The organism is Mesorhizobium sp. B2-1-1 (genome assembly GCF_006442975.2).
In the GTDB taxonomy this organism is placed as follows: Bacteria; Pseudomonadota; Alphaproteobacteria; order Rhizobiales; family Rhizobiaceae; genus Mesorhizobium.
In genome coordinates, this window is sequence record NZ_CP083954.1 from 4,319,578 (window position 1) to 4,331,735 (window position 12,158).

General features: G+C 63.3%; 11 protein-coding genes. 10 read left to right on the forward strand and 1 reads right to left on the reverse strand.

Annotated elements, in window-relative coordinates:
- Nucleotides 1-27: 27 nt before the first annotated feature.
- Nucleotides 28-1,737 (reverse strand): pilus assembly protein, encoded by a 1,710-nt coding sequence (locus tag FJ972_RS21330; protein WP_140517845.1) that lies wholly within the window; start codon nucleotides 1,735-1,737, stop codon nucleotides 28-30.
- Between the two features lie 450 nt (nucleotides 1,738-2,187).
- Between FJ972_RS21330 and rpsF the strand changes: the two genes are divergently transcribed.
- The 10 genes from rpsF to purF all read left to right on the forward strand — a co-directional run bounded on the left by rpsF (nucleotide 2,188) and on the right by purF (nucleotide 12,137).
- Nucleotides 2,188-2,682, forward strand: coding sequence for a 30S ribosomal protein S6 (gene rpsF / locus FJ972_RS21335; RefSeq protein WP_140494463.1), 495 nt, complete (start codon nucleotides 2,188-2,190; stop codon nucleotides 2,680-2,682).
- Nucleotides 2,682-2,930, forward strand: a complete 249-nt coding sequence (gene rpsR / locus FJ972_RS21340) for a 30S ribosomal protein S18 (RefSeq protein ID WP_006203718.1) — start codon at nucleotides 2,682-2,684, stop codon at nucleotides 2,928-2,930. Before rpsF ends, rpsR begins: the two co-directional genes overlap by 1 nt.
- Before the next feature lie 215 nt (nucleotides 2,931-3,145).
- Complete coding sequence (gene rplI / locus FJ972_RS21345) at nucleotides 3,146-3,730, forward strand: 50S ribosomal protein L9 (protein WP_140494465.1); 585 nt, start codon at nucleotides 3,146-3,148, stop codon at nucleotides 3,728-3,730.
- A gap of 217 nt (nucleotides 3,731-3,947) precedes the next feature.
- Nucleotides 3,948-5,240, forward strand: a complete 1,293-nt coding sequence (locus tag FJ972_RS21350; protein WP_140520653.1) for an SAM-dependent methyltransferase — start codon at nucleotides 3,948-3,950, stop codon at nucleotides 5,238-5,240.
- Between the two features lie 85 nt (nucleotides 5,241-5,325).
- Nucleotides 5,326-5,649, forward strand: a complete 324-nt coding sequence (locus FJ972_RS21355; RefSeq protein ID WP_140520654.1) for a YnfA family protein — start codon at nucleotides 5,326-5,328, stop codon at nucleotides 5,647-5,649.
- A gap of 3 nt (nucleotides 5,650-5,652) precedes the next feature.
- The gene (locus FJ972_RS21360) at nucleotides 5,653-6,624 is read left to right on the forward strand and encodes a small ribosomal subunit Rsm22 family protein (protein WP_140520655.1); all 972 of its coding nucleotides are present in this window, start codon (nucleotides 5,653-5,655) and stop codon (nucleotides 6,622-6,624) included.
- Between the two features lie 225 nt (nucleotides 6,625-6,849).
- Nucleotides 6,850-8,340, forward strand: a complete 1,491-nt coding sequence (locus tag FJ972_RS21365; protein ID WP_140494474.1) for a replicative DNA helicase — start codon at nucleotides 6,850-6,852, stop codon at nucleotides 8,338-8,340.
- Between the two features lie 87 nt (nucleotides 8,341-8,427).
- Nucleotides 8,428-9,831: a DNA repair protein RadA gene (gene radA, locus FJ972_RS21370; RefSeq protein ID WP_140520656.1), complete on the forward strand. Its 1,404-nt coding sequence runs from the start codon at nucleotides 8,428-8,430 to the stop codon at nucleotides 9,829-9,831.
- A gap of 43 nt (nucleotides 9,832-9,874) precedes the next feature.
- Nucleotides 9,875-10,546, forward strand: a complete 672-nt coding sequence (locus FJ972_RS21375) for a CvpA family protein (protein ID WP_140520657.1) — start codon at nucleotides 9,875-9,877, stop codon at nucleotides 10,544-10,546.
- Nucleotides 10,547-10,667: 121 nt separating this feature from the next.
- Nucleotides 10,668-12,137 carry an amidophosphoribosyltransferase gene (purF, locus tag FJ972_RS21380; RefSeq protein ID WP_140520658.1) on the forward strand — a complete coding sequence of 490 codons (1,470 nt, stop codon included), beginning with the start codon at nucleotides 10,668-10,670 and terminating at the stop codon, nucleotides 12,135-12,137.
- The last annotated feature ends 21 nt before the right edge of the window (nucleotides 12,138-12,158 follow it).

The following is a 12,158-nucleotide window of genomic DNA, read 5'->3' on the forward strand; positions in this document are numbered from 1 at the left end:
AGGATGCCGCCCAGCGGGGTCGAGCGTTCAATTCGTCAGTTGCAATTTCGAGAATTTGTTGGCGATCTGCTGGAACACGTTCGGCAATTTGTTTGGATCGTTGACGGCGTAGTAGTCGCTGGGATCCGAGGCGCAGGCGCTGTAAAGCGTGCGGTTGGCGGCGGTATCGGATTGCAGCACCATCGTGTAGATTTCGGCGCCCTGCTTCTTCAACTGCGTGCAGACGCTTTTGGTCCATCCGTCGACATTGCGCGCGGCGGTGGTCTGATTGTCCGATCCAAGCCGACCGGCAGCGCCATAGGTTGAGCCCGCGAGAAAACCATAGGACGTATAGTCTGACTTGGTCGTCTCGTTGCTGGCGCCGTAGACGACATTCTCGCCGTCGGTGAGCAACATGACGATCTTGCTCACCCCAGGCGTCTTCCAAGGCGTACCCTCGGCGTATGGCGCACCCGGCGACAACACCCGCTGGCCCCAGGCCAGGCCCTCGGAAACATTGGTGCCGGACCCCGCCCATGCAAGCATCTTGGCGGCCTCGTTGCGAAGTTTTGTAAAGTCTTCGGTCAAGGGGACGATTGGCGAGGGACAGGACCGGTTTGGCCCCACCGTCAATTGCAAGGCGTTTGGATCGTTTGTGACCGCGGTGGCAATGGCGGTGTTCTGCGGCGCCACATATTTGGCGACTGTTTCAAGATCACCTCGCAAAAGCCCGGCAGCACTTCCAAGCAAGCCGCTCAGGTCTATTCCGAGAATATTCAGTCCGCCATTCCGAGCAAGTTTGGCCTCATCAGGGGCGTCGTCGATAAAGGAATTGTTGTAGTGATAGGCATCGTTTGAATAGCCGCTGGAAGGTCTCGTCCCCTTTCCCGGACTGTCCGGCGCGAAATAAGGCACGAACAGAGTGTCAGGGTAACGTGGATCAGGCGGCGTATCGGCGATATTAAGGACACCAGGCCGCGCCTCGACGCAGCCTTTCCAACCCGTATCCTCCCCCTTGCCGTCCTTCCACCCCGTCAATTTGGCGGCAGAGGCCGGATCTTTCATCAACTGCCTGAACAGCGCCATATGATTGGGACGCTTGTCGTTGATGACGGGGAAATTGATTCCATTGGTGGATGACTTGCCGTCCATGTCGATCCAGGACGGGTCGAACCCGTCGCCGTTGACATTGACAGCCGTGACGAAGGGTACCAGCGCCACGCGGACCTTGCGCGTCGGTGATTGCGCCGCTTCCAGATATTTGAGCAGATTGTCCGTCGCTGTCTTGAGGGCAGCAATTTTGGCGCCGGCCATCGAGCCGGTGTTGTCCAGAACCAGCACCACTTCGAGCTGGTTGTTCGATTCGACCGCCGAGGCATCGACCACGATGTGCCTGCTCTCACCGAGCAGGAAGGCGAAGTTCAAATCGACGTCAGCCGAGGCGACGGCCTTCGTCTTGACGAAGTTGACGCCCCTGTCGACCGTCAACGTGGCCCGCGCATTTGTGAGTTCGCCATGTCCGGCTACGTTGGCCTGGAAATAGCGGTTGAAGGCGTCGGTGCGGGTGATGTCCAGATCGCCGAGATGCGAGGAGGCGAGATTTGCCGCGTCGAGCGCATTCTGCAGGTTGCTCTTGGCCCGCATGATGGTGGAGACATCGGCTGCGAAGGCCACCGCCGACAGGATGGCCGGCAAGCCGATCCCGAGCAAAAGCGCGAAGTTGCCGCTTTTCGAGCGCCAGAATTTCTTGAGAAGCATCCTTACCCCCGGAAATGCCTAGCCCGTTGCTGACAGCGGGATGCCGCTTTTTGCGCCAGACATGATGAATCGGCGGTTGATGCCGGGGCCGCAACCCCATACAACCTGTCATGGTGGTTAAGGCCTGGTTTCCGGGAACCACGGAGTCCTATCGCCGCACATGCCGGTTTTTCTGGCCCTGCGACATCCGGGATTGCCGCCTGCTCTTGCCTTCCACGTGGATTGCTATATAGACGCCGCCAATCTGCCGGTCCCAGCTGGGGGCTGAACGGAGGGCCGGAGGTTTTCGAAAACCTTCGCGTGAAGCCAGAAGCGCTTCCGCCTCCCGTGTCTCCGCTCTCGACCGTCTCGTCATGCTCCTTTCTTCCCCGCTCCTGGCGGGTCAGAGAAGTTGCAGAGGCTTTTGCCGCCGGGAACCGGGAGAGAAACGAAGAAAGGCGAAAAGACATAATGGCTCTTTACGAACATGTGTTTCTTGCCCGGCAGGACCTCTCGCAGCAGCAGGTCGATGCGCTTGTCGAACAGTACAAGGGCGTCATCTCCGCCAATGGCGGGTCCGTCGGCCGGGTCGAGAACTGGGGACTGAAGTCCCTCACCTACCGGGTCAACAAGAACCGGAAGGCATACTACACGCTGATGGATCTTGACTGCCCGCCGGCAGCGCTCAACGAAATGGAGCGCCAGATGGGCCTGTCCGAGGACGTGCTGCGTTTCCTGACCATCAAGGTCGATGCGCACGAGGAAGGTCCTTCCGCCATGATGCAGAAGCGCGAAGAGCGCTCGGAACGCGGCGGCTTCGGCGACCGCGACCGCGGCGACCGTGGTCCGCGCTCGTTCGGCGACCGTGATCGCGGCGATCGTCCGCCACGCAGCTTCGGCGGCGACGCTGGTGGCGATCGTGGTCCGCGCCGTCCGCGCGAAGGCTTTGAAGGGGGTGCAGAATAATGGTCGACATTAACCAGATCCCGACCCGGCGCCCGTTCCATCGCCGCCGCAAGACCTGCCCGTTCTCGGGCGCCAACGCGCCCAAGATCGATTACAAGGACGTGCGCCTCCTGCAGCGCTACATTTCCGAGCGCGGCAAGATCGTGCCGTCGCGCATCACCGCCGTCAGCCAGAAGAAGCAGCGCGAGCTCGCCAAGGCGATCAAGCGCGCCCGCTTCCTCGGCCTGCTGCCCTACGTGGTTCGCTAATCCTTGACGCGGGCGGCTCCGCCGCCCGCTTCTCTTCCACGGCGACGGGCGCCGCTGGGTTGCGCATCAAATCCCGAGTTGAGGCCAAAAGCCTCTAACTGCCGCGACAGGCAGGACAGCGACACCGGCGGCAACGCCCTTTTTGCTTCCTGACCTGTTCCAAAGAATTTCGCACCGATCCCGTGATTGGCGCCCTAACCAAAAGGAACAAAACCATGGAAGTCATTCTTCTCGAACGCGTTTCCCGCCTCGGCCAAATGGGCGACACCGTCAAGGTCAAGGACGGCTTTGCCCGCAATTTCCTGTTGCCGCAGGGCAAGGCGCTGCGCGCCAACGAAGCCAACAAGAAGAAGTTCGAAGGCCAGCGCGCGCAGCTCGAAGCCCGCAACCTCGAGCGGAAGTCCGAAGCCTCGCAGGTCGCCGAACAGCTCGACGGCAAGAGCTTCATCGCCGTTCGCTCGGCCGGCGAGACCGGCCAGCTCTACGGCTCGGTGTCGACGCGCGATATCGCCGACCTGCTGACGGCAGAGGGCTTTTCGGTCAACCGCAACCAGATCCAGCTCAACCAGCCGATCAAGACCATCGGCGTGACCAATGTGGCGATCGCGCTGCATCCGGAAGTCGAGGTCACGATCACGCTCAACATCGCCCGCACGGCCGACGAAGCCGAGCGGCAGGCCAAGGGCGAGACGCTGACCACCGCCGAGGCCATCTATGGCGAGGACATCAACGACAATGCCCGGCCGGAGAACTTCTTCGACCCGAACGCCGAGTTCGAGGGCGGCGAAGAGAACGCCTGACATCGGCGCGGCGCGCCTGCCGGCGCGCCGCATTCGGCTTCGGCCTCAATCAGTTCAATCAGACTGGCAGCTCCAATCAGACTGGCAGTTCAAGCCAGACTGGACCAATGCCCGGGTTCACCACCTGGGCATTTTTGTGCCAAAAGGAACTTTTCGAAACCCTATATATTGATGCAGAGTAGGACAGCCTGTCTGACCGAGAGGGGACATTTGCGTCATGAATATTCTGTTGAAACGCGTTCTGGACCGCCTGGTGCGCACAGGCAATCTCAAGGTGACCGGCCCACAGGGCACGACATTCGTGTTCGGTGACGGCAGCGGCGAGCCGGTGCACCTGCACATCAAAACCAGGCACGCCGAGCGCGCCATTACCTTCGATCCGATGCTGGCCGTGCCGGAAGCCTACATGGATGGCGAACTCGACATCCTCGAGGGCGGCGTCCTTGGCCTGATGCGCATCGCTTTCCAGAACATGGGCAGCGGCGGCATCGACGCGACGTGGTCGAAAGCCATCGAAGGCCTGCGCCACGCTTTCCGCCGCCTGCAGCAGATCAACACCGCGTCGCGTTCGCGCCGCAACGTGCAGCGCCACTATGATCTGTCGGGTGACCTTTACCGGCTCTTCCTCGATGAGGACATGCAGTATTCCTGCGCCTATTTCGAGCAGCCGGACATGACGCTGGACGAGGCGCAGGCAGCCAAGAAGCGCCACATCGCCGCCAAGCTCAGGCTGAAGGCCGGGCAGACGGTGCTCGACATCGGCTCCGGCTGGGGCGGGCTAGGCCTCTACCTTGCCAAGGCCTTCGACGTCGACGTACAGGGCGTGACACTGTCGACCGAGCAGCACGGCGTCGCCACCGACCGGGCGCATGCCCAGGGCCTGGAAAACCACGTTCACTTCGAGCTGAAGGATTACCGCGAACTCAACGAACGCTTCGACCGCATCGTTTCGGTCGGCATGTTCGAACATGTCGGGGTCAATCACTACCGCACTTTCTTCGACAAGAGCGCGACGTTGCTGAAGCCTGACGGCGTCATGCTCCTGCACACGATCGGCCGCTCCGGCGTGCCGTGGGCGACCAGCGCCTTCATCCGCAAATACATCTTCCCGGGCGGCTACATTCCCGCGCTTTCCGAAGTCATGCCGGCGATCGAGAAGTCAGGCCTCGTCGTCACGGACATCGAAATCCTGCGGCTCCATTATGCCGACACGTTGAAGCATTGGGGCCAGCGCTTCGCCGCCAACCGCGACAAGGCCAAGGCGATCTATGACGAGCGCTTCTGCCGCATGTGGGAATTCTATCTGGCAGCCTCGGAAGCCGCCTTCCGCTGGCAGGATCTGGTCATCTTCCAGATCCAGCTTGCCAGGAAGAACGACACCCTGCCGATGGCGCGCGACTATATGGTCAAATGTGAAAAGGCGCTCGAAATGCGCGACATGGGCCATCGCGAAGCGGCTCTGGTCGAAGAGCCCGCCAAGCCCGCCCGGCGCCGCAAGGTGGCGGAGTAGGAACAGACCGCTTTGCCGCATTGGCGCTTGCCATTCCCGGCTCGTGCCCTGAAAAAGGCCTCGTGATCGTCGCGAGGCCTTTTTCATGACCTACCTCCTCTATGCAGCCGCGGCGCTCGCCGAGATCGCTGGCTGTTTTTCGGTGTGGGCGTGGTGGCGGCTGGAGAAATCGCCGCTGTGGCTGCTGCCAGGTTTCGTTTCGCTCGTTCTCTTCGCCTGGCTTCTGGCCCTGGTGGACACCGGCGCGGCCGGCCGCGCCTATGCCGCCTATGGCGGCATCTACATCGCGGCGTCACTGGCCTGGCTTTGGCTGGTGGAAAGCGTGCGTCCCGACCGGTGGGACCTTGCGGGGGCGGCGCTCTGCATACTGGGTGCCTCTGTCATCCTGCTCGCACCACGAGGGGCATGAGCCGTGGAACTGCCCGCCCCGCTTCGACAGGCCGTCGACCGTGCCCTCGAAAACGTGCCGCTGCCGGTGCTCAGGCAGGCGGCGAAAACCCTGTCGGACCGTTACCGCGCCGAGATGCGCGACGGCCGCCTGCATATGGCGCAGGATATGGCGGTCAAGGCTTATCTGGCGACGCGGCTGCCGGCGACCTATGCCGCCGTCCGCGCCAGCCTTGACGCGGTGAACGAAGCCCAGCCGGAATTCGCGCCGAAAACCCTGCTCGATGTCGGCGCCGGCCCGGGCACCGTGCTTTGGGCCACGGCGGACCTGTGGCCCGATCTTCAGCATGCCGTTTTGCTGGAGGCCAGTGCTGCGGTGCGCAAGGTCGGCGAGGCGCTTGCCGCCGATGCGATCGCTGCCCGGATCGCCTGGCAGGCCGGCGATGTGACCATCGACCTTGACGGTTCGCAGCCGGCGGACCTCGTCACCTGCGCCTATGTGCTGGACGAGATCACACCGGCATCACTGCCCAAAATGGTCGATCGGCTGTGGCAGCTCACGACAGACACGCTGCTGATCGTGGAGCCGGGCACGCCGGCGGGCTGGCAGCGTGTTCTCGCGGTTCGTCGGCAACTGATGGAAGCGGGCGCGCATGTACTGGCACCTTGCCCGCACGAAGCCCCTTGCCCGCTCATCCCGCCCGACTGGTGCCACTTTTCGCGGCGCGTCGCCCGCTCGCGCCTGCACCGGCTGGCCAAGGACGCCGAAGTGCCATGGGAGGACGAGAAGTTCATCTATGTCGCGGCTTCGAGGCAGCCGGCGCCAGTCCGCGCGGCGCGGGTGATCGCGCCACCGAAAACCGGCTCGGGCAAGGCGGCGCTCAAGCTTTGCCGGCCGGACGGCAGTGCCGGAGAGACGCTTTTCAGCAAGCGTGACGGTGAACTGTTCAAGGCGGCACGGCGGTCGGACTGGGGCGATGTGCTCGATACAGCGTAGGGATTCGGGTGACGATTGTTCTTGCTTTGTTCCAAACCGTCGCGTAGAATCAGCACCTTGTCGAGTCAATCGGAATCAGGGCACGGGAATACTGTCCTGTGGACGGTTTTTTGTTTCTGTGAACAGTGGGCATCAAATCTGCTTGGGTGATAACTGTTGCAGATAAGTCAGCACTCAACTTTCCGATTCTGATATCGAGAGACCGGGATCGAAATCGGGGACATCATGGCAGAGGCAGCGCGGAAATTCGGCGTGGCGGAGCAACCGCTCTATCGCGAGGCGCCGAACAACATCGAGGCGGAACAGGCGCTGCTCGGCGCGATCCTGGTCAACAACGATGCCTTCTATCGCGTCTCCGACTTCCTGAAGGCCAGCCACTTTTACGAACCCCTGCATCGCAAGATCTTCGAGATCGCGGCAGAGCTCATTCGCATGGGCAAGGTGGCAACGCCGATCACGCTGAAGACCTTCCTGCCGGCCGACGAGAAGGTCGGCGACATGACGGTAGCACAATATGTCGTGCGCCTGGCGGTCGAAGCCGTCACGGTCGTCAACGCCGCAGATTACGGTCGCGCCATCTATGACCTTGCGACGCGTCGCGCCCTGATCACCGTCGGCGAGGACATGGTCAACATCGCCTATGACGCGCCGGTCGACATGTCGCCGTCCGAGCAGATCGAGGATGCCGAACGGCGCCTGTTCGAGCTGGCCGAAACCGGACGCTATGACGGCGGCTTCGAGAGCTTCACCGACGCGGTCAAGACCGCGGTCGACATGGCCAACGCCGCCTACATGCGCGACGGCCACCTGTCGGGGCTGGCCACCGGCATGCGCGACCTCGACCGCCGCATGGGCGGCCTGCAATCGTCCGATCTGATCGTCCTTGCCGGCCGTCCGGGCATGGGCAAGACGTCGCTCGCCACCAACATCGCTTTCAACGTCGCCGAGGCCTATGTGCCGGCGCAGCAGGCCGACGGGTCGTTCAAGGCGGCGAATGGCGGTGTCGTCGGCTTCTTCTCGCTCGAAATGTCGTCGGAACAGCTCGCGACCCGTATCATCTCCGAACAGACGGAAATCTCCTCCTCGAAGATCCGCCGCGGCGAGATCACCGAAATGGACTTCGAAAAACTGGTCGCCTGTTCGCAGACCATGCAGAAGATCCCGCTGTTCATCGACCAGACCGGCGGCATCTCGATCGCCCAGCTCTCGGCCCGCGCCCGGCGCCTGAAGCGCCAGCGCGGCCTCGACCTCATCGTCATCGACTATATCCAGCTGATGCAGGGCTCCAGCGCCAGGGCCTCGCAGAACCGCGTGCAGGAAATCACCGAGATCACCACGGGCCTCAAGGCACTGGCCAAGGAGCTCGCGGTGCCGATCATCGCGCTGTCGCAGCTCTCGCGCCAGGTTGAAAGCCGCGACGACAAGCGCCCGCAGCTCTCGGACTTGCGCGAATCCGGCTCGATCGAGCAGGACGCCGACGTCGTGATCTTCGTCTACCGCGAGGAATACTACCTCAAGAACCGCGAGCCGAAGCTCGGCACCGACGAGTACATCAAGTGGGAAAACGAGATGAACGAGATGCGCGGCAAGGCCGAGGTGATCGTGGCCAAGCAGCGTCACGGACCGACGGGCACGGTCACGCTAGCCTTCCACGGCGAATTTACCCGCTTCTCGGATCTGGCGGAGGAACATCATATCGCGGAAAGGTTTGAGTAGCTTTTTTGACTCACCGTCACGCTCCGTCACACCCCCTCTGTCCCGCCCACCTATCCAGCATCGGCGATCCCGAAGCAGGCCTCGCTAATGGCTAAATCCCGCGTCCAGTTCATCTGCCAGAACTGCGGATCGGTGCATCAGCGCTGGGCCGGCAAATGCGACGCCTGCGGCGAATGGAACACGCTGGTCGAGGAAGGTACGTCCGGCGGCATCGGTTCCGGGCCGGCCAATACGCGCAACGCCCGCAAGGGCCGCGCGGTGGTGCTGACCACGCTTTCCGGCGATATCGAGGACGCGCCGCGCATCGTGTCGGGCATCGGTGAGCTCGACCGCGCCACGGGCGGCGGCTTCGTGCGCGGCTCGGCGCTGCTGGTCGGCGGCGATCCCGGTATCGGCAAGTCGACGCTGCTCACCCAGGCTGCTGCTGCCCTTGCCTCGAGGGGCCACCGCATCGTCTATGTCTCGGGTGAGGAGGCGGTCGCCCAGATCAGGCTGCGCGCGCAGCGCCTCGGCGTCGCTTCCTCGCCGGTCGAGCTCGCGGCCGAGACCAATGTCGAGGATATCCTTGCCACGATTGCCGACGGCAAGCGGCCGGACCTGGTGATCCTCGATTCGATCCAGACGCTGTGGACCGACCTCGCCGATTCGGCGCCCGGCACCGTCACCCAGGTGCGTGCGGCCGCCCAGGCGATGATCCGCTATGCGAAATCCACGGGTGCTGCGATCGTGCTCGTCGGCCATGTCACCAAGGAAGGCCAGATCGCCGGCCCGCGCGTCGTCGAGCACATGGTCGACGCCGTGCTCTATTTCGAGGGCGAAGGCGGCCATCACTACCGTATACTGCGCACCGTCAAGAACCGTTTCGGGCCGACCGACGAGATCGGCGTCTTCGAAATGTCGGACAAGGGGCTGCGCGAGGTTGCCAATCCGTCCGAGCTGTTCCTCGGCGAGCGCCACGCGAAATCGCCGGGAGCGGCGGTTTTCGCCGGCATGGAAGGCACAAGGCCGGTGCTGGTCGAAATCCAGGCGCTGGTCGCGCCCTCCTCGCTCGGCACGCCGCGCCGCGCCGTCGTTGGCTGGGACGGCGCCCGGCTGTCGATGATCCTGGCGGTGCTCGAGGCGCATTGCGGCGTGCGCTTCGGCCAACAGGACGTCTATCTGAACGTAGCCGGCGGCTACCGCATTTCCGAGCCCGCGGCCGATGTGGCGGTGGCGGCCGCACTGGTTTCCTCGCTCACCGGTCTTGCCCTTCCCGCCGATTGCGTCTATTTCGGCGAAATCAGCCTTTCTGGCGCCGTGAGGCCGGTTGCGCATGCGCAGCAGCGTCTCAAGGAGGCCGAAAAGCTGGGTTTCGCAAGCGCGGTTCTGCCCTTGGGCAGCGAGGAACTTGCCGGAGGAATCGGGGCCGGCGCTTTCCAGCCCACCGAGCTCGCCGACCTCGTGGCGCGCATAGCCGGCTCACGGCGCAGCCGCGCCAACGACGAAGAATGACGGGCTCACCTGGTGGTGAGCGACAGGGAGTGGGGCGACAAAGATGCCGATAACGCTGCTTGACGGAATTCTCGTCGGCTTCACCCTGGTCTCGGCGATGCTCGCCATGGTTCGCGGCTTTTCACGCGAGGTCCTGTCCATCGTGTCCTGGGCGGCGGCAGCCGCGGCGGCGTTCTTTTTCTACAAGCCCGTGCTGCCCTATCTGAAGCCCTACATCGACAATGAAAAGATCGCCATGGCGGCCTCCGCCGGCGTCGTCTTCATCATCGCTTTGATCGTCGTCAGCGTCATCACCATGAAGCTCGCCGACTGGATCATCGATTCCCGCATCGGCGCGCTCGACCGCACGCTCGGCTTCCTCTATGGCGCCGCCCGCGGCATTCTGGTGGTTGCCGTGGCCCTGCTGTTCTTCAATTGGCTGGCCGGCGCCAAGGCACCGGCCTGGGTCACGGAGGCCAAGTCGCGGCCGCTGCTGGAACAGATCGGCGCCAAGCTTGAAAGCCTGCTGCCCGAGGATCCGGAAAACGCCATCCTCAAGAAGCTCAATCCGAATCAGCCGGCCGCCGAAACGCCCGCCGCACCGGATGCACCTTCCCCGGATGCTCCGGCGGGAGGGGACGATACCAATGCGCCGGCTCCTGACGACAGCGATGCCGGAACGCCTCCAGCGGACAACGCGCCGGCCAATCCGGCCCCGGCTGCGCCGGCGAATTGATGAGTGATCGGGCGCCGCGGAATAGGCGTCCAAGACTGACGATGATCGTGAACCATCGCCGGACGCGTTGCTTTCACGGCGCTGTCGCCTTATATGGCGACTTTAGCGGAGCTTGAGCCCCATGGCAGACGCAGACGACGTGCTTTCCGCGGAAGCTGATGATCACTTCCACGACGAATGCGGCGTATTCGGCATTTTCGGCCGGCAGGACGCGGCGGCCATCGTCACGCTCGGCCTGCACGCGCTGCAGCATCGCGGCCAGGAAGCGGCCGGCATCGTCTCCTACGACGGCACCCAGTTCCATGTCGAACGCCATGTCGGCCTGATCGGCGACACCTTCACCAAGCAGCGCGTCATCGACAGCCTGCAAGGCAATCGCGCCATCGGCCACACGCGCTACGCCACGACCGGCGGGGCCGGCATGCGCAACATCCAGCCCTTCTTCGCCGAACTGGCCGATGGCGGTTTTGCCGTGGCCCATAACGGCAATCTGACCAACGCCATGACCGTGCAGCGCGCGCTGCAGAAGCAAGGCGCGATCTTTTCCTCGACCTCCGACACCGAGACGCTTCTGCATCTCGTTGCCACCAGCAAGGAGCGCGATCTCAACTCGCGCTTCATCGATGCGGTGCGCCAGGTCGAGGGCGCCTTTTCGCTGGTGGCGATGACGGCCAAGAAGATGATCGGTTGCCGTGACCCGCTCGGCATCCGCCCGCTGGTGCTGGGCGACCTCGACGGTGCCTGGATCCTGGCCTCCGAAACCTGCGCGCTGGACATCATCGGCGCGCGTTTCGTGCGCGATTTGAAGCCGGGCGAAATGGTCGTGGTTACCTCCAAGGGCATCGAGAGCCTGTTCCCGTTCGAGCCGCAGAAAACCCGCTTCTGCATCTTCGAATATGTCTATTTCGCACGCCCGGACTCTTCGGTCGAAGGCCGCAACGTCTACGAGGTGCGCAAGCGCATCGGCGCGGAACTCGCGCAGGAAAATCCCGTCGAGGCCGACATCGTCGTGCCGGTGCCGGATTCCGGCACGCCGGCGGCAATCGGCTTTTCGCAAGCCGCGGGCATCCCCTTCGAGCTCGGCATCATCCGCAACCACTATGTCGGCCGCACCTTCATCCAGCCCGGCGATTCGATCCGCCACATGGGCGTCAAGCTGAAGCACAACGCCAACCGCCGCATGATCGAGGGCAAGCGCGTCGTGCTGGTCGACGATTCCATCGTGCGCGGCACCACCAGCCAGAAGATCGTGCAGATGGTGCGCGACGCCGGCGCCAAGGAAGTGCATATGCGCATCGCCTCGCCGCCGACCAGCGCCTCCTGCTTCTACGGCGTCGATACGCCGGAAAAATCGAAGCTTTTGGCATCACGTATGTCGATCGAGGAGATGGCCGAATTCATCCGCGTCGATTCGCTCGGCTTCCTGTCGATCGACGGACTCTATCGCGCCGTCGGCGAGGCCAACCGCGACAACGAGCAGCCGCAATTCTGCGACGCCTGCTTCACCGGCCAGTATCCGACCCGCCTGCTCGACTTCGAAGGCCACGACAATGTGCGCACGCTGTCGCTGCTGGCGACGAGCGGCGCATAGGATTGCCGCACTGCCAGTTGC